We start from the raw sequence: 24,904 nt of genomic DNA, 5'->3' as shown, positions 1-24,904 counted from the left end.
ACCAGAGTCGCGTTCATGACCAAGCGTTTGTTGTCCGCCATGCGTCAGTACGCATGGTTTGCCGGGGTGAAGCACCATGTCGTGCAGGGCGTCGAAGCCCTGGCAGAACTGCTCAAGTCCCCTTCCGCCGCGGCGCGCGCCGTCGCGGCCATCATTGCCGAAACCGAGCAAGGCGTACAGGTCTGGGTCTCGTACTTCGGCAAGCCGCTGGATCCGCACACCAACTACGTGCTGTGGCCCAACCGCGCGCTGCGTCCGGCGCGGCGGCGTATCCAGCCCTCTCCGATCGAACTGTTGCAGATGCAGCGACGGCGCGACGAATAGCCGCGCCTGCTTGCTGGCTGACGTGATGCAGCGCCCTCAAGAGGGCGCCGCCGGCGTTCAGGCGTCCGCCCAGCGCCGCAGCAGGTTGTGATAGGCCCCGGTCAGGCCGATCGCCGATTCATGCGCCTGGCCGAGCTCCTGCGCCACCTGGCGGATACGCGCGTCCAGCTCGAACAGCAGCGCGCGCTGGCCATCGTCGCGCACCATGCTCTGGATCCAGAAGAACGATGACACCCGCGCCCCGCGCGTGACCGGCGTCACGTGGTGGATGCAGGTGGCCGGGCACAGCACCATATGCCCGGCCGGCAGCTTCACGCGCTGCTGGCCGTAGGTGTCCTCGATCACCAGTTCGCCGCCGTTGTATTCCTCCGGCTCGGTCAGGAACAGTGTCGCCGACAGGTCGCTGCGGATGCGAAAGCTGGTGCCGCGCAGGTAGCGGATCGCGTTGTCGACGTGATTGGCAAAGGGTGCACATTGTATGGGAAACGCCGAAAGGACCAGAACAAGAATCATTACCGTTTGATCCTGTGCAGGCGGCCGGCTTCACTACAATGGGTCTTGTATCCCCCGTCACCGACAAGGAGCCGACATGTCCGAACCGCTACACGATGAAGCGCTGGTCAATCTCTACCTGGAACGCATCTCGGCTCTCTCGGTGAGTGCCTTCGATGGTGCCGATGTCAGCGGCGAGCTCGATGCGGTGATGCGCGAAGCGGTAACCAAATGCCAGGCCGCGGGCGGGCCGCAGGCGCAAGGCACACTGACGGTGCTGGCCACGCGGCTGCGTGAGCATGCCGACGCTGCGGAGCGTGAAGACCAGCCGCTGGTGCGCGATACGTTCAGGCGTGCGGCGGAACTGGTGCGCACATAGCAAGCAGGCGTACGAACGCTGCAAGGTCATGCCTTTGCGTTTCGCGGAATCACATCGGAGCAGTGAATGAGTCAGGCCGGACGGCCTTGAGAACAACGCCTTGAAGGACTGCGGAGAATGCCGCTGGATACTGAGATAAGGCGTTGGTTGCGGGGGCAGGACTTGAACCTGCGACCTTCGGGTTATGAGCCCGACGAGCTGCCAACTGCTCCACCCCGCGTCTGAAGGAGACGAATTATGGGTGATTCACCCGCGCATGGCAAGCGCTATTTTGCCGTGCGCGTGAAATCGTTCGTTGGTGCCGCGCGCCGTCATGCAATGCGCCTGGCCTTGCCGTCCGGTTCATGCCTTGCAAGCACGGCTTCGACATAGCGGTTGACGTGTTCAAGCGCCTCGAGCTTGGTGTCGAACGGCTGGCTGGGAAACGGATTGCGCCGCCCAGCGAGAATCTCGCCGTCGGCGCGGCGCATGATCTCGATCAGGATGGCCCACTTGCTCTTGGGCAGCGCAATCACTTCATAGACAATCTTGTAGCCTGAATATTCCGGCATGGCGGGGGCACTCCTTACTGCTGCAATGGCGAGCGAGACTTCGCTCGCTTCATTTCCAGCGTAGGAGTGCCGGGCCGGATCAAAAATGATCCGCGTCAATAGCAATAGATCACGGCATGATATAAGCCGTTGCGCCAACCACAATGACGCGCAGCCCTTATTCGGCTGGCCCCAGCAGTCGGTCCACCAGGGCATAGCCCGCGCCGAAGGCAGCCACCTCTGCCGCATGGCGCGTGGCGAACTGCTGCGGGCCGCTGGCAAGCAACTCGGTATCGCCCGCGTCGGCCGGGTCGGCGCCTTCCTGCGACACGCGGACTTCATAGCCCCAACGGCCGATGCTGTCCTGCCCTTGCGGCGATACCAGGACATAGACATCCATGCCGCGGTACTCTTCAACGCGCCACTCTGCGTTTTCCATGCGCTCAGCTCCCAGGGTCGAGGTTGTGCCTGATTCGAGACTAGGAGGCCGCAGGCGCGACCGCAAGGCGTGACGCAGCCATCGCAGGCGATGCGTGGGTGCAGGTGGAAAGCGGGAACGGCAGCCTCAGCGCACAGGTCGAACGGCACGACGGCGAGAGGATGGAAACGAAAAAGGGCTTCCGTTTCCGGAAGCCCTTTTTCTTTCTGCATAGGTGGCGCGGCTGGCAGGATTCGAACCCACGACCCCTTGGTTCGTAGCCAAGTACTCTATCCAACTGAGCTACAGCCGCACGCGAGAAAAAGATTATAACCCAGTTTTTATTTTTGGGAAGCCCCTTCGCAACTTTTTTGTGATCTTTCTTTGGAAGGGGCGCAGCAGATGCCCGCCGGCGAGGTTCGCCTGTGGCGTTTTCCTATAATGACAGACCCAAGAAGTGATCCGGAACATGAACAAGGCATTTGTCAAAGAATCGTCCGGCGACGAGGACGACGACCTCCCCGAAGGCGCAACGCCGCTACCTCCCGGCACCAAGAACTACATCACCGCCGAAGGCTACAACCGCCTGCGCAATGAGCTTATGCAGCTGATCGACGTCGACCGGCCGGATGTGGTGCAGATCGTGTCGTGGGCGGCCTCCAATGGCGACCGCTCGGAGAATGGCGACTATCTCTATGGCAAGAAGCGGCTGCGCGAGATCGACCGCCGCATCCGCTTCCTGACGCGCCGCCTCGACAAGGCGGAAGTGGTCGACGCGTCCCTGCAGGGCGACAACGACCAGATCTTCTTCGGCGCCACCGTCACCTACGCCAATCGCGCCGGCGAAGAAACCACCATCACCATCGTCGGCATGGATGAAGTCGACCTGGACAGCAACCACGTGAGCTGGATCTCGCCGATCGCCAAGGCGTTGATCAAGGCGCGCGAGGGCGACACCGTGGCATTGCGCACGCCGGCCGGGGTCGAGCAGATCGATATCCTGGAAGTCCGCTACCCGTTGCGGAAACAATAGCCGGGAGACCGTTTCAGGGCGGCCCTGGCTAGGCGCGCGGCCGCAGACAGTACAAGTAGTACGGCAAGGCCGCACAACGACGCCAGGGCCGTCCTGAAACGGCCTCCTAACCGTCGTTGCGGTCGCGGAAGATACGGATGACGTCGGGGTTGCGGCGCAGCCCGCGCATCACGTTGGCCAGGTGCAGGCGGTTCTGCACCTGGATGATGAACTGCATATAGGTGGCTTCCTGGTGGCCGGCGTCCTGCTGCTCCATGGCCACGTGCGCGACGTTGGCGTCGGCGGCGGTCAGGTCGGCCGCCACGCGCGCGACGATGCCCTTGACGTTGCGCACCATCACCTTGATCGATACATCGAAGGCGCGCGTGGTCTTCTTGGCCCACATCACGTCGATCCAGTGCTCAGGATCCTTGCTGTGCAGGCGCTTGGCGATCTTGCAATCCTGCACGTGGATCTGCAGCCCTTCGCCCTTGCCCAGGTAGCCAACGATCGAATCGCCGGGGATCGGGCGGCAGCATGCCGAGAAGATCATCGACATGCCTTCGTCGCCGGTGATCGGCACCGCGGGCGCTTCTTCGCCAGCAAAGGTCTGCACCGCCGCCAGCAGCGCGCTGTCGACATCGCCGGACAGCTCCTGCAGCAGGATCTCCATGCGCTTGGCCACCACCGCCGGCACGCGCCGGCCCAGTGCCAGGTCGGCAAAGATGTCTTCGCGCTGCTTGTTGCCGGTCCACTGGACCATGCGGTCCCACACCGACTGCGGCACCGCCTTGAGCTCGAAGCCGAGCTGGCGCGCCGACTGTTCCAGCAGGCGCTCGCCGAGCTGGATGGCTTCGTCGAGCTTGGTGGTCTTCAGGTAGTGGCGGATCGCTGCGCGCGCCTTGCCGGTGCGCACGAACGACAGCCACGCCGGATTGGGCTTGGAGTACGGCGCCGTCACCACCTCGACGATATCGCCGCTCTTGAGCTCGGTGCGCAGCGGCAGCAGCTCGTTGTTGATCTTGACCGCCACGCACTGGTTGCCCAGGTCGCTGTGCACCGCGTAGGCAAAGTCCAGCGCGGTGGCGCCGCGCGGCAGCGCGCGGATATGGCCCTTGGGCGTGAACACGTAGACCGCATCCGGGAACAGGTCGATCTTGACGTGCTCGAGGAATTCCTGTGAATCGCCGGTCTGGCTCTGGATATCCAGCAGCGACTGCAGCCACTGGTGCGCCTGCTGCTGGATATCGTTGGCGTGGTCGGCCTGGTGCTTATACATCCAGTGCGCGGCCACGCCCGCCTCGGCGATCTGGTGCATGTCGCGCGTGCGGATCTGGAACTCCACCGGCGTGCCGAACGGGCCCACCAGCGTGGTGTGCAGCGACTGGTAGCCGTTGATCTTGGGAATGGCGATATAGTCCTTGAACTTGCCGGGCATGGGCTTGTACAGCCCGTGCAGCGCGCCCATCGCCATGTAGCAGTGCATCTGTGTTTCCACCACCACGCGGAAGCCATATACGTCCAGCACCTGCGAGAACGACAGCTGCTTGTCGTGCATCTTGCGGTAGATGCTGTAGAGCGTTTTCTCGCGCCCGGACAGTTCGGCCACGATGCCGGCGTCGGCCAGCCCCTTCTGCGCGGCTTCCAGGATACGCTTGACCACCTCGCGGCGGTTGCCGCGCGCGGCCTTGACCGCTTTCTCCAGCGTGGCGTAGCGGAACGGCGAGCCGACCTTGAAGGACAACTCCTGCAGCTCGCGGTAGATCGTGTTCAGACCGAGACGGTGCGCGATCGGCGCATAGATCTCCATGGTCTCCAGCGCGATGCGGCGGCGCTTCTCCGGCGGCACGAAGTCGAGCGTGCGCATGTTGTGCGTACGGTCGGCCAGCTTCACCAGGATCACGCGCACGTCGCGCGCCATCGCCAGCAGCATCTTGCGGAAGCTCTCCGCCTGCGCCTGCTCGCGGCTCTGGAATTCGAGCTTGTCCAGCTTGGTCAGGCCATCGACCAGTTCAGCGACCTTGGGGCCGAATTTCTCGGCCAGCTCGCTCTTGGTGATGCCCTGGTCTTCCATCACGTCGTGCAGCAGCGCCGCCATGATGGACTGCACATCGAGCTTCCAGTCCGCGCACAACTCGGCCACCGCCACCGGATGGGTGATGTAGGGCTCACCGCTCTGGCGGTACTGGCCCAGGTGGGCTTCGTCGGAAAACTGGAAGGCCTCACGCACGCGCGCCAGGTCGGGCACCTTCAGATACGCGAGTTTCTCCATCAGCCGGGTGATGGAGATGACCTGCTGGCGCGGCGGTACCGCCGGCTGCGAGGTCGGGCCGAAGAAGTGCCGGTATGACTGCGCCAGCACTGCGTCGATAAACAGGCTGTCAGCCGCCGGCGCCACATCCTGCATCGCGGCCAGCTCGTCCTGCAGCGCCGCGCCCCTGGCCTTGCCCGGCGCCAGCGCGGGCGCGACGGCACGCTCGCCGACGACATCGCCGCCGAGCGGATCGGGAAGATTGGGAGCGCCAGTGCGCGCGTTCACGGAGGGCTGGCCCGGAATGGTGCGCTTACGCGCCGTAGGCGGGGCCGCATCGCCAAGCGCCGGCGCCACGGCAGTCGGCGACGGCTGGGAGGGAGGCTTGGAGGGCGAATGCGGCGAAGGCATGGCGGCGGCCCCTGGAATCCGGCTGGATACGTGCTGGCACGATGCGAGGATAAGCCATGGGCCGCCTGACCAATCAGGTCGGGACCTTCTTCAGCATCTCGATGCCGACCTGGCCCGACGCGATCTCGCGCAGTGCCACCACGGTCGGCTTGTCCTTTGCTTCGACTTTGGGCGTGTGGCCCTGCACCAGCTGACGGGCACGATACGTGGCCGCCAGCGCGAGCTCGAAGCGATTCGGAATGTGTTTCAGACAATCTTCGACGGTAATACGCGCCATATCAAATCCACCTTGGGACAAAACCTTACGTTGGGTTGCTATTTTACAGCACGCGGCGGAAAACGCCGGCGGCGCCCCGCGCGGCTGTCATCGGCAGGCATCGGCTCAGTGGATGCCCAGCTCGATAAACAGCTCCGTATGCCGCGCTTTCTGCGAGGAAAACCGCAGCCGCGTGGCGCTGATCACGTTGCGCAACTGCTCCAAAGCATCGTCGAAGACCTCGTTGATGATGACGTAGTCCGACTCCGAGGCGTGGGCCATTTCACTGCCCGCCGCCAGCAGCCGGCGCACGATCACATTGGGCTCGTCCTGGCCGCGCTTCTTCAGGCGCTCTTCCAGCGCGGTCAGCGAGGGCGGCAGGATGAAGATCTCGACCGCGTTGGAAAAGCGCTGGTGCACCTGCTGCGCGCCCTGCCAGTCGATCTCGAGCAGCACGTCGTTGCCCTGCGCCATCTGCTGCTCGATCCACACGCGCGAGGTCGCGTAGTAGTTGCCGTGGACCTCGGCCCATTCCAGGAAGTCGCCGCGGTCGCGCGCAGTGCGGAATGCGTCGACCGTGACGAAGTGGTATTCGCGCCCGTCCTGCTCGCCCGGGCGCGGCGCGCGCGTGGTGTGCGAGATCGACAGGCGGATGGCCGGGTCCTGCGACAGCAGCTTGTTGACCAGCGTCGACTTGCCGGCTCCGGACGGCGCCACCACCATGAAGAGGTTGCCGGGGTAGACGGTATCGATGGCAGTGTGAGGCGCGGATTGAGGCGTTGGGCTCATGATGATTCTTTGGTGATTCCTGGGGCTGTCTTTATTCGAGATTCTGGACCTGTTCGCGCATCTGCTCGATCAGCAGCTTGAGCTCCATCGAGGCGTCGGCAAGCTCCTTGGCGGCGGCCTTGGAGCCAAGCGTGTTGGCCTCGCGGTTGAGCTCCTGCATCATGAAGTCCAGGCGCTTGCCGGCCTGGCCGCCCTTCTTCAGGATATGCCGGGTCTCGTTCAGGTGCGCCTGCAGCCGCGACAGCTCTTCGGCGATGTCGATGCGGATGCCGTAGACGGTGGCTTCCTGGCGGATGCGCTCGGCGATCTCGTCGCGGCTCATCGACGGCATGCCGGTGGGCGCGGCCAGATTGAAGGCCTCCTGGAGGCGCTCGGTCAGCTTGTCCTGGTGATGGGCGATCAGCTGCGGGATGGTCGGCGTCAGGCGCTCGACGATCGCCAGCATGGCGTCGATGCGCTCCACCAGCGTCGCCTTGAGCGCGTCGCCTTCGCGGCGGCGGGCTTCCAGCAGCTGGTCCAGCGCCTCGCGCGCGGCGCCCAGCACCGCCTCGCGCAGTGCCTCCTGCGACAGTTCCGGCTCGACCAGCACGCCCGGCCAGCGCAGGATCTCGCCCATGCGCAGGGTGCCGGCGCTGGCGAAGGTGGCGGCGACAGTGGTTTCCAGCGCGCGGATCTGCGCCAGCAGCCCTTCATTGAGGGCCAGGGTGGCGCCGCCGGCGTCGGTGCGCTGCAGGTTGATGCGGCATTCCAGCTTGCCGCGCGACAGCTCCGCCATCAGCATCTCGCGCAGGGCCGGCTCGAAGGCGCGGCACTCTTCCGGAGCCCGGAACAACAGGTCGAGGAAACGCGAATTGACAGTGCGGAATTCCACCGAAACGGACGCGGAGCGCCCGCTGGGCTCGCCTTGCGCGTTGGTCAATGGCGCCTGGCGCGTCGCCAGGCCATAGCCTGTCATGCTGTGGATCATTGGATGTTCTCGTGAATGGCGGCGGCCCCGGGCTGCTGGCGGCCCGGGGCCGCCGCCTCGAGCGCCCTGCATGGGATCCCGGGGACGCTCTCAATACGTTGAAAGGAGGGCAACAATGCCCTTATTTGTGTTCTTTACAAGTGACCGATTAGCCCGGACAATCCGGAGGCAAATCAGGTCCCTATTCCCATGACAGAGCCAAAGGGCACGACACAACCGAAGAGTGCACCGCTGCCCGTCGGCACGCTGTTGTCCAACTATCGTATTGTAAAGAAGTTGGCCAGCGGGGGGTTCAGTTTCGTCTACCTGGCCACCGACGATACCGGCGCACCGGTTGCCATCAAGGAATACCTGCCGGCGTCGCTGGCGCGGCGCAACCCGGGCGAACTCATCCCCGTGGTGCCCGAGGAAAACGCCGCCGCGTTCCGGCTGGGCCTGAAATACTTCTTTGAAGAGGGCCGCTCGCTGGCCCGCATCTCCCATCCCAGCGTGGTGCGCGTGGTGAATTTCTTCCGCGAGAATTCCACCGTCTACATGGTGATGAACTACGAGCTGGGCAAGACGCTGCAGGAGCACGTGCTGGCCGCCCGGCAGCAAGGCGGCCCCAAGGTGCTGCGCGAGCATTTCATGCGCAAGGTCTTCCACGACCTGATGAGCGGCCTGCGCGAGGTCCATATCCACAAGCTGCTGCACCTGGACATCAAGCCCGGCAACATCTACCTGCGCGAGGACGAATCCCCGATCCTGCTGGATTTCGGCGCCGCGCGGCAGACCCTGACGATGGAAGCGGCCCGCTTCCAGCCGATGTACACCCCCGGCTTTGCCGCGCCCGAGCTCTATGGCAAGCATTCCGACCTGGGCCCGTGGACCGATGTCTACAGCCTGGGCGCCACGCTCTATGCTTGCATGGCCGGCATGCCGCCGCAGGAAGCCAACCTGCGCGAAAAGGAAGACCGCATGGGCGAAGCCCTGGCGCGGCTGCGCAGCAGCTACACCAACGGGCTGGTGGACCTCGTCGAATGGTGCCTGCGGCTGACGCCGGCCGAGCGCCCGCAGAGCGTGTTCCGGCTGCAGAAGGAGTTGCGCGAGCAGACCAACGCCCTGGGCGAGCAGACGCTGGCGCCGCAGACGCAAGCCCCGGCCCTGGCGCCGGCGGAGCGGCCCGCGGCGACATCGCGCTTCCTGACCCTGCTGCGCCGGCGCGACGAACCCGTCCCTGGCGCGAGCGTCGACTGAATCACAAATCTGGCGCCCCGGTTGCGGCCAGTCCACTGAATTCCCTGAAAGCCAACATGCGATTCTCTGTCTACCAGGAAAGCAGGAAAGGCGGCCGCCGCGTCAACCAGGACCGCATGGGCTATTGCTTCACGCGCGACGCGCTGCTGATGGTGCTGGCCGACGGCCTGGGCGGCCATGCGCACGGCGAAGTCGCCGCGCAGCAGGCGCTGCAGACGCTGGCGCGCCAGTTCCAGGTGCAGGCGCGGCCCACGGTGCGCAACCCGGCCGAGTTCCTGCAGGACACCATCATGCTGGCCCACCGCGAGATCCACCGCTATGCCGAAGCCAACCAGATGGCGGACGTGCCGCGCACCACGGTGGTCTGCTGCCTGGTGCAGCAGGGCCAGATCTACTGGGCCCATGCCGGCGACTCGCGCTATTACCTGCTGCGCAAGGGCCGGCTGCTGACGCGCACGCGCGACCACTCCAAGATCGAGAACCTGCTGCAGCAGGAGCGCGTGCTGCCGATGCACGTGGCCAACCACCCGGAGCGCAACAAGCTCTACAACTGCCTGGGCTCGCCCAACCTGCCGCTGATCGACCTGGGCGGACCGGTGCGGCTGGAGCCGGGCGACGTGGCCCTGCTCTGCTCCGATGGCCTGTGGGGCGCGCTGGAAGAGCCTGCGCTGGTGGACAAGCTGTCGCGCCTGTCGGTGGTGCAGGCGGTGCCGGCGCTGATCGAGCAGGCGCTGCAGAACGCCGGCGAAGGTGCCGACAACACCACCGGCATCGCCATGATGTGGGAACTGGACAGCAATGCGGCGGGACAGGATTCGGTCATGACCGACACCCTGCCGCTGAACGCCTTCACCACCTCGATCCTGGAGCGCACCGGCGCTGAAAGCGACCTGCTGTCCGAAGAGGAGATCGAGCGTTCGATCGCCGAGATCCGCGCCGCGATCGACAAGACCAGCAACCTGATGCGGTAATGCACTCCTCGGGCGCTATGCAGCGTTCAAGGGCCGGCGGCGTTAGAATCGCGGTCTCTCCCCGATTCGGACAAACCATCCCATGCGACCCAGCGGCCGCGCAGCCGATGCGCTGCGTTCCATCAGCCTTACCCGCCACTACACCCGCCACGCCGAAGGCTCCGTCCTGTGTGCCTTTGGCGACACCAAGGTGCTTTGCACCGCCAGCGTGCTGGCCAAGGTGCCGCCGCACAAGAAAGGCAGCGGCGAGGGCTGGGTCACGGCCGAATACGGCATGCTGCCGCGCGCCACGCACACCCGCTCGGACCGCGAGGCCGCGCGCGGCAAGCAGACCGGCCGCACCCAGGAAATCCAGCGCCTGATCGGCCGCGCCATGCGCTCGGTGTTCGACCTGGCGGCGCTGGGCGAATACACCATCCACCTGGACTGCGACGTGCTGCAGGCCGACGGCGGCACCCGCACCGCGGCCATTACCGGCGCCTTCGTCGCCGCCCATGACGCGGTTTCGACCATGCTGCGCGACGGCCTGATCGCCGCCAGCCCGATCCGCGACCATGTTGCCGCGGTCTCGGTCGGCATGGTCGACGGCGTGCCGGTACTGGACCTGGACTACGCCGAGGACAGCAACTGCGACACCGACATGAACGTGGTCATGACCGGCAGCGGCGGCTTTGTCGAGGTGCAGGGCACCGCCGAAGGCGTGCCCTTCAGCCGCGCCGACCTGGACGCCATGACGCGCCTGGCCGAAGCCGGCATCGCCCGCCTGGTGCAGCACCAGCGCGAAGCGCTCGGCCTGGCCTGAGCAGCGGAACCCGCGATGCAACGCCTGGTACTGGCTTCCAACAACGCCGGCAAGCTGCGCGAATTCGGCGCGCTGCTGGCTCCGCTTGGCTTTGACGTGGTGCCCCAGGGCGAACTGGGCATTCCCGAGGCCGAAGAACCGTTTGCCACCTTCGTCGAGAACGCGCTGGCCAAGGCCCGCCACGCCAGCCGACTGGCGGGGCTGCCCGCGCTGGCGGACGATTCCGGCATCTGCGTGCAGGCACTGGAGGGCGCGCCCGGTGTCTATTCCGCGCGCTATGCGCAGATGGCCGGGCAGGCCAGGTCGGATGCGGCCAACAATGCGCACCTGGTCTCGCAACTGGCCGGCAAGCTGAACCGCCACGCGCACTACTACTGCGTGCTGGTGTTCGTGCGCCACGCCGAAGACCCCTGCCCGATCATCGCCGAAGGCCTCTGGCACGGCGAGGTCGTCGACGCGCCGCGCGGCGCGGGCGGCTTTGGCTACGACCCGCACTTCCTGCTGCCGCGCCTGTGCAAGACCGCCGCCGAGCTGTCGCCCGAAGAGAAGAACACGGTCAGCCACCGGGCCCAGGCGCTGCGCGCGCTGGTGGCACGGCTGCAGGCCGATGCCGCGGAAAGCGCCACCCGATGATCCCGATCGTACCGGTCTCCGCGTCCATGCCCGTGGACAGCAAGCAGCTCTGGCTCAAGCCCGGGCAGATCAGCCTGCCCGGCTCGCCCCCGCTGTCGCTGTACGTGCATATCCCGTGGTGCGTGCGCAAGTGCCCGTATTGCGATTTCAACTCGCACGCCGCACCCGGCGCCGACAACCACGAGATCCCGGAAGACATCTACCTGGACGCGCTGCGCGCGGACCTGGAGCAATCGCTGCCGCTGGTGTGGGGCCGGCCGGTGCATACGGTCTTTATCGGCGGCGGCACGCCCAGCCTGCTGTCGGCGGCAGGCATGGACCGGCTGCTGTCGGATATCCGCGCGCTGCTGCCGCTGGATGCCGACGCCGAAATCACGATGGAGGCCAACCCCGGCACCTTCGAGGCCGACAAGTTCGCGAGCTACCGCGCCAGCGGCATCAACCGGTTGTCGATCGGCATCCAGAGCTTCAACGACCGGCACCTGCAGGCGCTCGGCCGCATCCACGGCAGTGCCGAGGCGCGCAAGGCGATCGACATCGCCCAGGCCAGCTTCGACAACATCAACCTGGACCTGATGTACGCCCTGCCCGGCCAGACCCTCGACGAATGCCGGCAGGATGTGGAAACCGCGCTGTCGTACGGCACCACGCACCTGTCGCTGTACCACCTGACGCTGGAGCCCAACACGCTGTTCGCCAGGTTCCCGCCCGCGCTGCCGGACGACGACAGCGCGTACGAGATGCAGGACTGGATTGAAGCGCGCACGGCCGAGGCCGGCTACCGGCACTACGAAACCTCGGCGTACGCAAAGCCGCATCGCGAGGCGCGCCACAACCTGAACTACTGGCGCTTCGGCGACTACCTCGGCATCGGCGCCGGCGCGCACGGCAAGCTGTCGTTCCCGCATCGGATACTGCGCCAGATGCGGCACAAGCATCCGGCCACCTACATGGAGCGGGCGCTGGCCGGCAATGCCGTGCAGGAAGCACGCGATGTCGGCGCCGACGAATTGCCGTTCGAGTTCATGCTCAACGCGCTGCGCCTGACCGATGGCGTGCCGGCATCGAGCTTCCACGACTACACCGGGCTGCCGCTGCATACCATCAGCAAGCAGCTGGCCGAGGCGGAAAAGAAAGGGCTGCTGGAAGCGGACCTGACCACCATCCGCCCCACCGAGCTGGGCCGGCGCTTCCTCAACGACCTGCAGGAGATGTTCCTGAAGGACTGAGCGCCGCCGTGCACCGGCAACAAAAAAAGGCCACGCAATGCGTGGCCTTTTACATGCTGGCAAACGTCAGGCTGGCATATCAGTACGGCGTTGCCATGTCGTTGGCCACGCGCGCCCGCATACCCACCTGCAGGTTGCCCAGGTTCGACTGGGTCACCGTGGCCATGCGGCCATCATCCAGGCGCACGTTGACGCGGTACGCGGTCTGCGTGTTGCTGCCCGCGCGCTTCTCGATCTGGTTGCCGGCCACGGCGCCGACCACGGCACCGCCGATGGTCGCCGCGGTCTGCCCGCGCCCGCCGCCGATCTGGTGGCCCAGCAGGCCGCCGGCCGCACCGCCGATCACGGTGCCTAGCAGGCCCGAGCTGTTTTGCGTGTTGGTGATCGGTTCAATCGATTCCACACGGCCGTAGTACACCGCGCCAGCCGTGGCCTGCGAGGTGTTGGGAGTCTGGTACCCCGGAGGCGGGGCGTTGTAGCCGGTGTTGTAGCCGCTGTCATACGGCGCTGCACAACCGGCCAGCACAGCCGCTGCAGCCACCGGAACGATCAGCCATTTCTTGCTATGGATTCGCATTTTGAGTTCTCCTCTGTTGCCAGGCGAAAGCCGGGGATGCGGCACACACCGCGCCACCCGGCACGACAATATGAGCGATGCCGGCGTGTGAAGGTTCCGTATTGTCAGACAGACGCCGACATCCGCGGCAGTGGATGTGGCAGGAAGTTTACGCGCGCTTGCGTGCCGCAGCACAAGACCACCATCGATCCACGCGGGCCTTGTATAATGCGCGGCCTGACCGTCATGTCTGCAGGCGGCAGCGCGCGGGGCCCATGCCCTTTCGCGCTACAATGCCCGCACTTTCCAGGAAGCGTGGCCGAGTGGTTTAAGGCAGCAGTCTTGAAAACTGCCGATGGGGTGACCCATCCGTGAGTTCGAATCTCACCGCTTCCGCCAGACAAGGGAAACGGCCCGCGCCAGTGACTGGTGCGGGCCGTTTTCATTCGGCATCGCCGTGCAGGTCTTGCGTCAGCAGCCGGTACGCCTCGGCTTCTGAAATCCTGAGCCGGTACTTGCACGCCAGCACGCGCGCCAGGCCATGCGCCGCGCCCGGCGGGCTGTGGCGCAGCTGCGCGCGGTAGGCCTCCACTTCATAGCGCAGGCGCCAGCGCCGGCTGGCCAGGTAGAGCACGCCCATCAGGCCCCAGCTGCGCCAGAACTGGCGCACATGCACCTTCTCATGCTCGATCAGCGCCTGGCTGGCGCCGGGGCGCAGCAGGATCAGCGGACCGGGCGTGAAGCCGTCAAACCCGCGCGGGACCAGCCAGCGGGTTTCGACGAGCAGGCACAGGGGCGAGCGGCAATAGCGGAGCATGCACCTAGCATAGCGCGGAAGCCGCCGCCCTGCTGCTGGCTCAGGCCGCCGCTCGCAGCGGCGCGGGAGCGGAGGCGGCCAGCGCCCCGGTCTGCCCGCGCGAACGTCCCGAACTCAGGTACCCCGCGATCGATTCCTGCGTGACCTCGCCCAGGTAGGCACCGTCAGCGCCCATCACCGGCAGCCAGCTGGTGTTGTGCTGGTACATGCGCGACAGCACGATGCGCAGGTGCTCGTCGAAGGCCGCGGTAACGGCGAACGGGCGCATCACGTCGCTGCACTGGCCCTGGCCCGAGCGCGCATCGCGGCGCGTGACGTAGCCCAGCGCGACCTGCGCGTCGTCCACCACCGGCAGGTGGCGCACGTCGGCATCGTCCATCACGGCCAGCGCCTCGGCCAGCGGCATGTCGGGGCGGCAACTCGGCGGCATGGTGGCGGCGTCGCCGGCGCGCACCAGCAGCAGGCGCTTGAGGGTGTTGTCATGGCCGACGAAGGCCTGCACGAACTCATCGGCCGGATGTGCCAGCAGTGCGTCGGGGTGGTCGAACTGCACCAGCTTGCCGCGGCGGAACACCGCCACCTTGTCGGCCAGCTTGATGGCCTCGTCGATGTCGTGCGAAACCATGATCACGGTCTTGCCGAGCTGGCGCTGCATCTGCAGGAATTCGTTCTGGATGCTCTCGCGGTTGATCGGGTCGACCGCGCCGAAGGGCTCGTCCATCAGCAGCAGCGGCGCGTCGGCCGCCAGCGCGCGGATCACGCCGATGCGCTGCTGCTGGCCGCCGGAGAGCTCGCGCGGATAGCGCGTCAGCAGCCGGTTGGGGTCGAGCTGCACCATCGCCATCAGCTCGCGCGCGCGCTCGCGGCATTGCTTCTTGTCCCAGCCCAGCAGGCGCGGCACCACCATGATGTTCTCTTCGATGGTCATGTTGGGGAACAGGCCGATCTGCTGGATCACGTAGCCGATCTTGCGGCGCAGGGTCACGCCGTCAAGGCCGCGCGTATCCTCGCCCTCGATGCGCACCGTGCCCGAGGTCGGCTCGATCAGCCGGTTGATCATCTTCAGCGTAGTGGTCTTGCCGCAGCCCGAGGGGCCAAGGAAGACGCAGATCTCGCCGCGCGGCACCGTCAGCGACACGGCGTCGACGGCGCTCGTTTCAGTGCCGTCTTTCTGCGGGAAGGACTTGGTGAGTTGGTCGAGTTCGATCATAGCCGGATTCCTTTCGGCGTCAGCGCGCGCTGCAGCCACTGCAGGAAGGCGTCCGCCACGATGGCGAGCAGGCTGACCAGGACCGCGCCCACGGCCAGCTTGCTCATGTTGCTCTGGCTGATCGCCTGCAGGATCAGCACCCCAAGGCCACCCGCGCCGATGATGGCGGCAATGGTGGCAACCCCGATATTCATCACCACGGCGGTACGCACCCCGCCAAGGATCACCGGCACCGCCAGCGGCAGGTCCACCAGCCGCATGCGCTGCCAGGTGGTCATGCCGATGCCGCGCCCCGCTTCCTGGATGCCGGGATCGACATTGGCCAGCGCGGTGTAGGTGTTGCGCATGATCGGCAGCAGCGAGTACAGGAACACCGCCGTCACCGCGGGCACGTAGCCCAGCGCATGGCCAAAGCGCGCGAAAATCGGGATCATCAGCCCGAACAGCGCGATCGACGGCAGCGTCAGCACGATCGTCGCCAGCGCCAGCAGCGGCGTGGCCAGCGCTCGGAAGCGCGTGATCACGATGCCCAGCGGCACCCCGATCAGGATCGCCAGCCCCACCGCCGAGCCCACCAGCGCCAGGTGCTCGCCGGTCATTTTCAGCAGCGTGGGCCAGCTGTGCTGCAGGTAAGAGAACAAGTCCATGCGGCCCTCCTCAGATCAGTCCGCGGCTGCGCAGGAAGTCCTCCGCGACCTTGTCCACCGGCTGCTGGCCGATGTCCACCTTGTAGTTCATGTCGGTCATGCTCTCGTTGTCGAGCTTGGCCGCCAGCGCGTTGAGCAGGCCCGCGAGCTCCGGGTGCTGGTCCAGCACCGGCTTGCGCACCACTGGCACGGCGTTGTAAGGCGGGAAGAAGTGCAGGTCGTCTTCCAGCAGCACCAGGTCGAAACCCTTGACGCGGCCGTCGGTGGCATAGACCAGGCCCAGTTCCACCTGGTTGTTCTTCAGCGCCGTATAGACCAGGCCCGGGTCGAGCTGGATCACGTCGCGGCGCGAGAACGGCAGCTTGTACAGCGCCTTGAGCGGCTCCAGGCCGTCCGGGCGCGCAGCGAATTCCATGTCGACCGCGAACGGATGGCTGGTGTCAGGGCCGGCCTTGCGCATCTGCTCGGCAAAGCCTGACAGCGTGGTCACGCCGCTGGCCGCGCGTTCCTTCGGCATCGCCAGCGCATAGGTGTTGTTGATGTTTGAGGCATCGAGCCACACCAGCCCGCGCGCGCCGTCCATCTGCTTGACGCGCTCGTAGCTTTCCCTGGCGCCCAGTTTTTCCTGGACCTTGTTGAACACGATCAGCGCGGTGCCGGTGTAGTCCCACACCACGTCGAGCTGGTTGCTCTCCATCGCTTGGCGCATCAGCGTGCTGCCCAGGCCGGCGGTCAGTTCGGTGGTGAGGCCCTTGGCGCGCAAGTACTTCGAAGTCATCGACGACAGCAGCAGCTGCTCGGTGAAGTTCTTGCCGCCCACGCGGATCGGCGTGGCCTCGGCATGCGCCTCAGGCGCCGTGGCCAGCGCCAGGCCCGCCGCAAAAGCGGTGACGGCAGCCACCACCAGGGCGACACGCCGGGCACGGCGGCGGATGAATTGCATCTGGTTTTCCATTTCGGTCCCCATGTTCAGCGTGCCAGGCCGCGGCGGCGCAGGTACAGCTGGCCGGCGGCGGCAAAGAGCGCGTCCAGGGCCAGCGCCAGCAGCGCCGTGGCGGCCGCGCCCAGCAGCAGCAGCGGCTGGTTGTTCAGGTAGATGCCCGGGAAGATCAGCTCGCCCAGGCTGTTGGCGCCGATCAGGAACGACAGCGGCACCGTGCCCACGTTGATGACCAGGGCGATGCGGATGCCCGCCAGCATTACCGGCAAGGCGTTGGGCAGTTCCACGCGCACCAGGCGCTGCACCGGCGTCATGCCGATGCCACGCGCCGCTTCCAGCAGCGTGGGCGAGACATTGCGCAGGCCCTCGTAGGTGTTGCGCACGATCGGCAGCAGCGAGGCCAGCCACAGCGCCAGGATGGCGGGCCGCTCGCCGATGCCGAGCACGGCCAGGGCCAGCGCCAGCACCGCCAGCGACGGCACGGTATTGCCCACGTTGAAGACCTGCATCAGGCGGTCGGCCCAGCGGCGCATGCACGGGCGGCTCAGCGCGATGCCGGCCGGGACGCCGGTGGCCAGCGCCAGCGTCATGGACAGCACCACCAGGCGCAGGTGGTCGGCCACGTCGTAGAGCAGGCGCTCCTGGTACTGGCGGATCACATCGACGCCGATCCATGCCACCAATGCGGCCAGCGCGGCAAGCGTCAGTCCTGCCCAGGCGAATGCCCGTGCCGGTTGCTTTGACATATTCTCCCCTTTTCCGAAACCGAAAAGCGCGCAGCACGCCACTTCCCGGCGATGGAAAACAATATGGGCTGGTGCGTGCGGAGATGGGGCGCCACCAGTCCCGGTTCAGATTGCATTGCCGCCATGACCGGCACGATTGCCGGCGGACGGTCTGTGGATTCCTCCGCCGTGGGCGGGAAGTCCGATTGATGGGATGCCGGGTTGGATGGCAGTCCCTGAAGCGGCGCAACCGGCGACGCAAGCATGTTGCGATCGGTTGGCCAGTGGCAGCGCAAGTATTGAAGTTTTCCGACGCGCCGCCGGTCCATCGGCCGTTGACTGGCAAGGGCTGGCGAGGTTTTCCTCACCCCGCATCTCGCCTCAACGGATGATAAAGAGAGCGCTATTATAGCGATCTTCATCGATCCCGTCATCTTCCCGCATTCTTTCGGCCTTCCTGCGCCGATCGGGCGCGAATTGTCAGCACTGGGACGTCAGTTTCGGTCGTGCATTAGTCGGCACATCGCGATCACTCGGATCGTTCTGAATTCGCAGAGATCGGCAGCCAATTGGTACGCCAGCAGAACAATCTGTTGCCCGGCGACCCTCTACTCTTTCCGCGCCAAACCACTAAATTGACGAGGTAGCTGAAACGACGGGAACCCGGCCTGGCCATCGCCGCGCGGGACCCGCCCACAGGAGAAAGACATGGACACCCTTACCACGACCCTCACCACCGTTCCCGCCGCCGCCGTCGAGACCGTGCAACGCTCGCGCGCCGTGGACCGCGTCGTGCGGGGCATCGCCACCTCGGACGGCGCCGGCGTCAAGCTGACCCGCGTGCTGACGCAGAACCTGCAGCGCCGGCTGGACCCGTTCCTGATGCTCGATGCCTTCGGCACCGACAGCAAGGACGACTACATCGGCGGCTTCCCCGATCACCCGCACCGCGGCTTCGAGACCATCACCTACATGCTGGCCGGGCGCATGCGGCATCGCGACAGCGCCGGCAACGAGGGCCTGCTGCAGAACGGCGGCGCGCAGTGGATGGTGGCGGGCGCCGGCGTGGTCCACTCGGAAATGCCCGAGCAGGAAGACGGCCGCATGGAAGGCTTCCAGCTGTGGCTGAACCTGCCGGCCGCGGACAAGATGACCGCGCCGTGGTACCGCGACCTGCCCGCCGCCGAGATCCCGACGGTGGCATTGGACAACGGCGGCACGGTGCGCGTGCTGGCGGGCGCCACGCACGGCGTGGCCGGCGCGATCACGCGCCCGGTGACCGAGCCGGTCTACCTGGACGTGCACCTGCCGGCCGGCCAGACCTTTGCGCAGGCGCTGCCGGCCGGGCACAACGCGTTCGTCTACGTGTACCGGGGCGAGGTCTCGATCGGCAGCGGCGACGACCGCGCCGTGATCGAGGCCCAGCGCATGGGCGTGCTGGACAACGCCGGCCAGTCTGACGGCGTCATCGTCAGGGCCGAGGCTGACGCGCGCTTCCTGCTGATCGCGGGCCAGCCGCTGAACGAGCCGATCGCGCAGTACGGGCCGTTCGTGATGAACACGCAGGAGCAGATCTACCAGACGCTGGCGGACTTCCGCGACGGGCGCTTCGCCACCAGCGCCGCCGCCATCGACGCCTGAGCCCTGCCTGCAAGCGGCCGTCCTGGCCGCCCGCTGCTGCCGCCCCAGTCCAGCCGCCGGCTCCGCAAGGAGCCGGCGGCTTTTTTTCGTGCTGTGGCCGGCACGCGACTTGCAACCGCCCCTAAACCGTTGCAGGGACTGGAATGACGCCGGAATCGGCCCGCCCGGTCCCCGCTCACTTATATAATCCATCACCAATATCGGGCATCACCAGACCATGATGAATGCTGCAATGCGTCGCGGCGATGCTGCGCCACGCACTGCCGCGCCGTTGACTCATCCCACGTTGCTGCCACCACAACAACCCGAGCCGCCTCAGTGACATCACAACTCCCTCCCAGGCTGGCGCTGGCCCATATCAGCAAGCGCTACCCGGGCGTCGTCGCCAATGACGACGTCAGCCTCAGCGTCGCTCCCGGCGAGATCCATGCCGTGCTGGGTGAAAACGGCGCAGGCAAGTCCACCCTGATGAAGATTATCTTTGGCGCGGTCCGTCCGGATGCCGGCGAGATGCACTTCAACGGCGCGCCGGTCACGATCAACAGCCCGCACGACGCCCGCAACCTGGGCATCGCCATGGTGTTCCAGCATTTCTCGCTGTTCGACACGCTGACCGTGACCGAGAACATCGCGCTCGGCCTGCCCGCCGGGCAGCAAGGCAACATGAAGCAGCTGGCCGAGCGCATCCGCGCTACCGCCGAGCGCTACGGCCTGCCGCTGGAGCCGAACCGCCATGTGCATACGCTGTCGGTCGGCGAGCGCCAGCGCGTGGAGATCGTGCGCGCGCTGCTGGCCAATCCGCAGCTGCTGATCCTGGACGAACCCACCTCGGTGCTGACGCCGCAGGCAGTGGAAACACTCTTCGTCACGCTGCGCCAGCTGGCCGCCGAAGGCACCAGCATCCTCTACATCAGCCACAAGCTCGACGAGATCCGCGCGCTGTGCCATCAGGCCACCGTGATGCGCATGGGCAAGGTCACCGGCGTGTGCGATCCGCGCCAGGAAACCGCGGCCTCGCTGTCGCGCCTGATGATCGGCGGCGAGCCCCCGCGCGAAACGCGCGTGGCTGCCTTTCGCGGCCCGGTGCGGCTGAGCGTGCAGGAGCTGTCGCTGCCGCGCGCGCATGCCTTCGCCACCGAGCTGAGCCGGATTTCGCTGGACGTGCATGCGGGCGAAATCGTCGGCATTGCCGGCGTGTCCGGTAACGGCCAGCAGGAACTGCTGGCAGCGCTGTCGGGCGAAGACACGCGCGCGGCCAACGTATCGGTGCAGCTCGGCGGCAGGCTGGTGGGCAAGCGCGATGCACGCCAGCGCCGCCGCGCCGGCCTGGCCTTCGTGCCGGAAGAGCGCCTGGGCCGTGGCGCCGTGCCGGGCATGAGCCTGGCCACCAATATCCTGTTGTCGCACCAGACGCGGCCCTACGTGCGGCGGGGCATGATCTCGCCCAAGGCCGCCACCGGGCTGGCCGCGGCGGTGATCAACCGCTTCCGCGTCAAGGCCAGCGGCCCCGAGGCGCTGGCGCGCAGCCTGTCGGGCGGCAACCTGCAGAAATTCATTGTCGGCCGCGAGATCGAAAGCGGCCCTAAGGTACTGATCGTGGCACAACCGACCTGGGGCGTGGACGTGGGCGCCGCGGCGCAGATCCACAACGAGATCCTGGCGCTGAAGGCCACCGGCTGCGCCATCCTGGTGGTGTCGGAAGAGCTCGATGAGCTGTTCGCGATCTGCGACCGGCTGCACGTGATCGCCAAGGGCCGCTTGTCGCCGTCGGTGCCGACCGAGACCGCCACGCGCGAGCAGGTCGGCCTGTGGATGAGCGGACTGTGGGAAGGTGGGCCCGCCCAGGCGACATCCGACGCGGAGGTGGCAAGCCATGACTGATGTGCGACAACTGCTGCCCCGCTCCCCCCTCTCACTGGCGCCGCGTGGCCTGCCCTCGCGCACCATGGCCTATGCCTCGCCGGTGATCGCACTGGCGCTGACGCTCCTGTTCGGCGCGCTGCTGTTCCTGGTGCTCGGCAAGGACCCCGTGGCCGCGCTCAAGGTCTTCCTGGCCGATCCGCTGCGCGACCAGCGCGCCATCGGCGAGGTGCTGCTCAAGACCGTGCCGCTGGTGCTGTGCGCACTCGGCCTGTCGGTGTGCTACCGCGCCAACGTGTGGAATATCGGCGCCGACGGGCAGTTGATTGCCGGCGGCATCTGCGCCGGCGCCACCGTGCTTTACTTCGATGTGCCGGGCCAGGCCATGAACGGCACCGTGGTGCTGGTGCTGGCCTCACTGGCCGGCATGATCGGCGGCATGCTGTGGGCCTCGCTCACGGCGGTGCTCAAGGACAGGTTCAACGCCAACGAGATCCTGGTCTCGCTGATGCTCACCTATATCGCGCAGCAGTTGCTGCTGTGGGTGGTCAACGGGCCGCTGAAGGATCCCAACGGCATGAACTTCCCGCAGTCGAAGGTGTTCTCGTCCGCGTACCTGCAGCCCAACCTGATGTCGGGCTCGCGCCTGCATGTCGGCTTTGTGGTGATGCTGGTGCTGGTGGCGGTGATGACCGTGTTCGTGTTCCGCAGCTTTGCCGGCTACCGCCTGCAGGTGGGCGGCACCGCGCCGGCGGCGGCGCGCTACGCGGGCTTCTCGGCGCGCAGCGCGCTGTGGAGCGCGCTGCTGATCTCGGGCGCCACCGCGGGCCTGGCGGGCGCGTTCGAAGTAACCGGCCCGATCGGCCAGCTGCTGCCGTCGATCTCGCCGGGCTACGGCTTCACCGCCATCATCGTCGCCTTTATCGGCCGGCTGCATCCGGTCGGCACGGTCTTCGGCGGCATCATGATGTCGCTGTTCTATATCGGCGGCGAGATGGCGCAGTCGCGCCTGGGCCTGCCGTCGGCCATTGGCTGGGTGTTCCAGGGCATGCTGCTGTTCTTCCTGCTGGCCTGCGACACGCTGATCGAAAACCGCCTGCGCTGGCGCGCCACCACGGCCTGAGCGGAGCTACCGAACAATATGGAACAACTCGCTCCCCTCATCGCCACCGCCATCAACGCCGGCACGCCGCTGCTGCTGGCCGCGCTGGGCCTGCTGATCAACGAACGATCGGGCGTGCTCAACCTGGGCGCCGAAGGCATGATGCTGGTCGCCGCGGTTGCCGGCTTCATGGTCGGCTACCAGACCCAGTCGCCGCTGCTCGGCTTTGCCGCCGGCGCGCTCGCCGGCATGCTGATGGCCACGCTGTTCTCATGGCTGGCGCTGGTGCTGGCCACCAACCAGGTCGCCACCGGCCTGGCGCTGTCGATCTTCGGCACCGGCCTGTCGGCCTTCATGGGCCAGCGCTTTGTCGGCCACGCCATGCCGGCGCAGGCCAAGGCCGTGCCCGGCCTGGCCGACCTGCCCTTCTTCGGGCCGGCCTTCTTCCAGCATCACTGGATGGTGTATTTCAGCCTGCTGCTGTGCTTCGCCATCATGTGGTTCCTGTTCCGCACGCGCGCGGGGCTGACGCTGCGCGCGATCGGCGAAGCGCCGGAATCGGCGCACGCGCTGGGCTACCCGGTGCGCACCATCCGCTTTGGCGCGCTGCTGTTCGGCGGCGCCTGCTGCGGGCTGGCCGGCGCCTACCTGTCGCTGGTGTACACGCCGATGTGGGTCGAGAACCTGGTCGCCGGCCGCGGCTGGATCGCGCTGGCGCTAACCACCTTCGCCACCTGGCGCCCGGGCCGGGTGCTGGTGGGGGCGTGGCTGTTCGGCGGCGTGACCATCCTGCAGTTCTACCTGCAAGGGATCGGCGTGTCGGTGCCGTCGCAGTTCCTGTCGATGCTGCCGTACGCGGCCACCATCGTGGTGCTGGCGCTGATCTCGCGCAATCCGGCCTGGATCCGGCTGAACATGCCGGCCTCGCTGGGCAAGCCCTTCCGGCCCGGCAATGCCTGAGCCTTGGGTTTTTTGACGGAAATCCCTGAGCTACCAACAATTCATCACAAGGAGAAATCATGATCGTCACGCGCAGGAAGACCCTGGCGGCCCTGGCCGCCACCGCCGTGCTGGCCCTCGCGGGCTGCGGCAAGAAAGAGGCCGACAAGCCTGCCGAGACGGCAGGCCCGGCCTCCGCGCCCGCGGCCGAGCAGAAGGCCGAGCCGCTCAAGGTCGCCTTCGTCTATATCGGGCCGGTCGGCGATGCCGGCTGGACCTTCGCGCATGACACCGGCCGCAAGGCCGTGGAAGAGAAGTTCGGCGACAAGGTCAAGACCACCTTCGTCGAGAACGTGCCCGAATCCGCCGCCGACGCCGAACGCGTGTTCCGCGACCTGGCCAGCCAGGGCAACAAGCTGATCTTCGGCACCACCTTCGGCTACATGGAGTCGATGCTCAAGGTCGCCAAGGAATTCCCGGACGTGAAGTTTGAGCACGCCACCGGCTTCAAGACCGCCGAGAACCTGGCCCAGTACGACGTGCGCACCTATGAGGGCGCCTACCTGGCGGGCGTGGTCGCCGGCAAGATGAGCAAGACCGGCAAGATGGGCGTGGTGGCATCGGTGCCCATCCCCGAGGTGATCCGCAATATCGACTCGTTCACGCTGGGCGCGCGCAGCGTCAACCCCAAGGCCACGGTCAAGGTGGTATGGGTCAACAAGTGGTTCGATCCGGGCAAGGAGCGCGAAGCCGCCACCACGCTGATCGGCCAGGGTGTCGACATGCTGATGCAGAACACCGACTCCGCCGCCGTGGTGCAGACCGCGCAGGAAAAGGGCGTGCACGCCTTTGGCTGGGACAGCGACATGAGCAAGTTCGGCGACAAGGCCCACCTGGCCGCGTCGGTGATCTCGTGGGGTGTCTACTACAACAAGGTGGTGGAAGACGTGCTCAGCAAGCAGTGGAAGAACAGCACCACGTGGTGGGGCCTGAAGGAAGGCATGATCGACCTGAAGGGCTTCAACGCGGACGTGCCGGCTGACGTCAAGGCGCTGGTCGAAGAGCGCAAGAAGGGCATCGCCGACGGCAGCGCGCCGATCTGGAAGGGTCCGATCAAGGACAACACCGGCAAGGAACAGCTGGCCAAGGACCAGGTGGCCGACGACGGCTTCCTGCACGGCGTGAAGTTCTACGTCGAAGGCGTGGAAGGCAAGATCCCGGGCTGATCGCCACGCAGCCCAGCCGTGCGCCGGTGACGGTGCGCGGCGCCCGCCTCCGCCGCGCGGGGGCGGAATCGCCACAATTCCCAGCCCTGCCGCCCGTTCCGGGCACCCTCCCCGCACCGCCCCTACCTTGCGGAACTTGAAGCCGCCGATAACGGCCCAAGCTATCTGTGCATGCGCCAGTGACCGGCGCCCGCAATGTGAAGGAGGCCTCTCATGTGGAAGCGATTTTCGGCCCTGTGGACGCTGGTTCGTAGCGACGGCCGCCTGTTCTGGTACGCGCTGCGCCATCCGGACGCGCCGGCGTGGCTCAAGCCCGCCGCCATCGGGCTGCTGCTCTATGCGATCTCGCCGATCGACCTGATCCCCGATGTGGTAGCGGGCCTGGGCATCGTCGACGACGTGGTGCTGATTCCGCTAGCCGTGCACCTGATCCTGAAGCGCCTGCCGCCGCATATCCTGCGCCAGGCGCAGACGCGCGCCACCGCCACCACGGTCCGGCCGCACTGACGGCATCGCTGAATGACAAAGCCCCGGGGCGGCC

26 protein-coding genes, 3 tRNA genes and 1 pseudogene are annotated in these 24,904 nt (G+C 66.5%); 15 read left to right on the top strand and 15 right to left on the bottom strand.

All coding sequences use genetic code 11. The features are described from left to right. The first annotated feature begins 15 nt into the window (after positions 1-15). Positions 16-324, top strand: a complete 309-nt coding sequence (locus RS901_RS10915) for a hypothetical protein (protein WP_013955942.1) — start codon at positions 16-18, stop codon at positions 322-324. A gap of 57 nt (positions 325-381) precedes the next feature. Here the strand turns inward: RS901_RS10915 and RS901_RS10910 are convergent. Continuing rightward, positions 382-789 (bottom strand): annotated as a pseudogene (locus RS901_RS10910) (Fe2+-dependent dioxygenase); the annotation flags it as partial. Between the two features lie 124 nt (positions 790-913). Between RS901_RS10910 and RS901_RS10905 the strand changes: the two are divergent. Then, a complete protein-coding gene (locus RS901_RS10905; RefSeq protein WP_035819589.1) occupies positions 914-1,195 on the top strand; it encodes a hypothetical protein in 282 nt (93 codons plus the stop codon). A 144-nt stretch (positions 1,196-1,339) separates the two neighbouring features. Here the strand turns inward: RS901_RS10905 and RS901_RS10900 are convergent. From RS901_RS10900 to RS901_RS10885, 4 genes are all read right to left on the bottom strand, one after another. Beyond that, positions 1,340-1,415, bottom strand: a tRNA-Met gene (locus RS901_RS10900). Positions 1,416-1,506: 91 nt separating this feature from the next. Continuing rightward, the gene (locus RS901_RS10895) at positions 1,507-1,746 is read right to left on the bottom strand and encodes a hypothetical protein (RefSeq protein ID WP_316148795.1); all 240 of its coding nucleotides are present in this window, start codon (positions 1,744-1,746) and stop codon (positions 1,507-1,509) included. Between the two features lie 157 nt (positions 1,747-1,903). After that, the gene (locus RS901_RS10890; RefSeq protein ID WP_013955938.1) at positions 1,904-2,164 is read right to left on the bottom strand and encodes a hypothetical protein; all 261 of its coding nucleotides are present in this window, start codon (positions 2,162-2,164) and stop codon (positions 1,904-1,906) included. Positions 2,165-2,379: 215 nt separating this feature from the next. Next, positions 2,380-2,456 (bottom strand) — tRNA-Arg (locus RS901_RS10885). Between the two features lie 156 nt (positions 2,457-2,612). On the opposite strand from RS901_RS10885, the gene greB reads away from it, so the two are divergent. Further along, the gene (greB, locus tag RS901_RS10880; RefSeq protein ID WP_316148793.1) at positions 2,613-3,176 is read left to right on the top strand and encodes a transcription elongation factor GreB; all 564 of its coding nucleotides are present in this window, start codon (positions 2,613-2,615) and stop codon (positions 3,174-3,176) included. Positions 3,177-3,282: 106 nt separating this feature from the next. Here the strand turns inward: greB and RS901_RS10875 are convergent, their stop codons facing one another. From RS901_RS10875 to RS901_RS10860, 4 genes are all read right to left on the bottom strand, one after another. After that, positions 3,283-5,694 (bottom strand): RelA/SpoT family protein, encoded by a 2,412-nt coding sequence (locus RS901_RS10875; RefSeq protein ID WP_035819638.1) that lies wholly within the window; start codon positions 5,692-5,694, stop codon positions 3,283-3,285. Between the two features lie 196 nt (positions 5,695-5,890). Next, positions 5,891-6,094 (bottom strand): DNA-directed RNA polymerase subunit omega, encoded by a 204-nt coding sequence (gene rpoZ, locus RS901_RS10870; protein ID WP_006578656.1) that lies wholly within the window; start codon positions 6,092-6,094, stop codon positions 5,891-5,893. A 105-nt stretch (positions 6,095-6,199) separates the two neighbouring features. Beyond that, a complete protein-coding gene (gene gmk, locus RS901_RS10865; protein ID WP_114131394.1) occupies positions 6,200-6,862 on the bottom strand; it encodes a guanylate kinase in 663 nt (220 codons plus the stop codon). Between the two features lie 31 nt (positions 6,863-6,893). Beyond that, the gene (locus RS901_RS10860; protein WP_018312355.1) at positions 6,894-7,829 is read right to left on the bottom strand and encodes a YicC/YloC family endoribonuclease; all 936 of its coding nucleotides are present in this window, start codon (positions 7,827-7,829) and stop codon (positions 6,894-6,896) included. A gap of 189 nt (positions 7,830-8,018) precedes the next feature. Here RS901_RS10860 and RS901_RS10855 point away from each other — a divergent pair, with 189 nt between their 5' ends. The 5 genes from RS901_RS10855 (at position 8,019) to hemW (ending at position 12,700) form a co-directional block, all read left to right on the top strand. Beyond that, the gene (locus RS901_RS10855; protein WP_316148775.1) at positions 8,019-9,065 is read left to right on the top strand and encodes a serine/threonine-protein kinase; all 1,047 of its coding nucleotides are present in this window, start codon (positions 8,019-8,021) and stop codon (positions 9,063-9,065) included. Between the two features lie 56 nt (positions 9,066-9,121). After that, a complete protein-coding gene (locus RS901_RS10850) occupies positions 9,122-10,036 on the top strand; it encodes a PP2C family serine/threonine-protein phosphatase (protein ID WP_316148774.1) in 915 nt (304 codons plus the stop codon). Between the two features lie 82 nt (positions 10,037-10,118). After that, complete coding sequence (gene rph, locus RS901_RS10845) at positions 10,119-10,838, top strand: ribonuclease PH (protein ID WP_316148773.1); 720 nt, start codon at positions 10,119-10,121, stop codon at positions 10,836-10,838. 15 nt (positions 10,839-10,853) lie between these two features. Then, a complete protein-coding gene (gene rdgB / locus RS901_RS10840; protein WP_316148772.1) occupies positions 10,854-11,471 on the top strand; it encodes an RdgB/HAM1 family non-canonical purine NTP pyrophosphatase in 618 nt (205 codons plus the stop codon). Continuing rightward, positions 11,468-12,700 (top strand): radical SAM family heme chaperone HemW, encoded by a 1,233-nt coding sequence (hemW, locus tag RS901_RS10835; RefSeq protein WP_316148771.1) that lies wholly within the window; start codon positions 11,468-11,470, stop codon positions 12,698-12,700. Before rdgB ends, hemW begins: the two co-directional genes overlap by 4 nt. Before the next feature lie 79 nt (positions 12,701-12,779). Here hemW and RS901_RS10830 read toward each other — a convergent pair whose 3' ends face one another. Further along, positions 12,780-13,277: a glycine zipper 2TM domain-containing protein gene (locus tag RS901_RS10830; RefSeq protein ID WP_316148770.1), complete on the bottom strand. Its 498-nt coding sequence runs from the start codon at positions 13,275-13,277 to the stop codon at positions 12,780-12,782. Positions 13,278-13,565: 288 nt separating this feature from the next. Here RS901_RS10830 and RS901_RS10825 point away from each other — a divergent pair. Further along, a tRNA-Ser gene (locus RS901_RS10825) sits at positions 13,566-13,655 on the top strand. Between the two features lie 43 nt (positions 13,656-13,698). Here the strand turns inward: RS901_RS10825 and RS901_RS10820 are convergent. From RS901_RS10820 to RS901_RS10800, 5 genes are read right to left on the bottom strand one after another with little or no spacing between them, the layout of a single operon-like run. Continuing rightward, a complete protein-coding gene (locus RS901_RS10820; RefSeq protein WP_316148769.1) occupies positions 13,699-14,073 on the bottom strand; it encodes a hypothetical protein in 375 nt (124 codons plus the stop codon). Between the two features lie 40 nt (positions 14,074-14,113). Next, entirely contained in the window at positions 14,114-15,283 is a 1,170-nt protein-coding gene (locus RS901_RS10815; RefSeq protein ID WP_316148768.1) for an ABC transporter ATP-binding protein, read from the bottom strand. Continuing rightward, complete coding sequence (locus RS901_RS10810) at positions 15,280-15,930, bottom strand: ABC transporter permease (RefSeq protein WP_316148767.1); 651 nt, start codon at positions 15,928-15,930, stop codon at positions 15,280-15,282. The genes RS901_RS10815 and RS901_RS10810 overlap by 4 nt, the downstream gene beginning before the upstream one ends. 10 nt (positions 15,931-15,940) lie before the next feature. Further along, positions 15,941-16,873, bottom strand: coding sequence for a glycine betaine ABC transporter substrate-binding protein (locus tag RS901_RS10805; protein ID WP_316148766.1), 933 nt, complete (start codon positions 16,871-16,873; stop codon positions 15,941-15,943). A 26-nt stretch (positions 16,874-16,899) separates the two neighbouring features. Further along, positions 16,900-17,616, bottom strand: a complete 717-nt coding sequence (locus tag RS901_RS10800; protein ID WP_316148765.1) for an ABC transporter permease — start codon at positions 17,614-17,616, stop codon at positions 16,900-16,902. A gap of 687 nt (positions 17,617-18,303) precedes the next feature. On the opposite strand from RS901_RS10800, the gene RS901_RS10795 reads away from it, so the two are divergent. The 6 genes from RS901_RS10795 (at position 18,304) to RS901_RS10770 (ending at position 24,870) form a co-directional block, all read left to right on the top strand. Further along, the gene (locus RS901_RS10795) at positions 18,304-19,236 is read left to right on the top strand and encodes a pirin family protein (RefSeq protein ID WP_316148764.1); all 933 of its coding nucleotides are present in this window, start codon (positions 18,304-18,306) and stop codon (positions 19,234-19,236) included. Between the two features lie 318 nt (positions 19,237-19,554). Continuing rightward, complete coding sequence (locus RS901_RS10790; RefSeq protein WP_316148763.1) at positions 19,555-21,117, top strand: ABC transporter ATP-binding protein; 1,563 nt, start codon at positions 19,555-19,557, stop codon at positions 21,115-21,117. After that, complete coding sequence (locus tag RS901_RS10785) at positions 21,110-22,219, top strand: ABC transporter permease (protein ID WP_316148762.1); 1,110 nt, start codon at positions 21,110-21,112, stop codon at positions 22,217-22,219. Before RS901_RS10790 ends, RS901_RS10785 begins: the two co-directional genes overlap by 8 nt. A gap of 18 nt (positions 22,220-22,237) precedes the next feature. Next, entirely contained in the window at positions 22,238-23,158 is a 921-nt protein-coding gene (locus RS901_RS10780) for an ABC transporter permease (RefSeq protein WP_018312370.1), read from the top strand. Positions 23,159-23,217: 59 nt separating this feature from the next. Then, positions 23,218-24,363: a BMP family ABC transporter substrate-binding protein gene (locus RS901_RS10775; protein WP_316148761.1), complete on the top strand. Its 1,146-nt coding sequence runs from the start codon at positions 23,218-23,220 to the stop codon at positions 24,361-24,363. Positions 24,364-24,576: 213 nt separating this feature from the next. Continuing rightward, the gene (locus tag RS901_RS10770; RefSeq protein WP_013955919.1) at positions 24,577-24,870 is read left to right on the top strand and encodes a YkvA family protein; all 294 of its coding nucleotides are present in this window, start codon (positions 24,577-24,579) and stop codon (positions 24,868-24,870) included. Positions 24,871-24,904: the final 34 nt, after the last annotated feature.

The sequence above is a fragment of the Cupriavidus sp. BIC8F genome, from assembly GCF_032465815.1.
Lineage (GTDB): Bacteria > Pseudomonadota > Gammaproteobacteria > Burkholderiales > Burkholderiaceae > Cupriavidus > Cupriavidus necator.
Note: the sequence above shows the minus strand (reverse complement) of the source record. Positions and strands in the feature narration are given on the sequence as shown.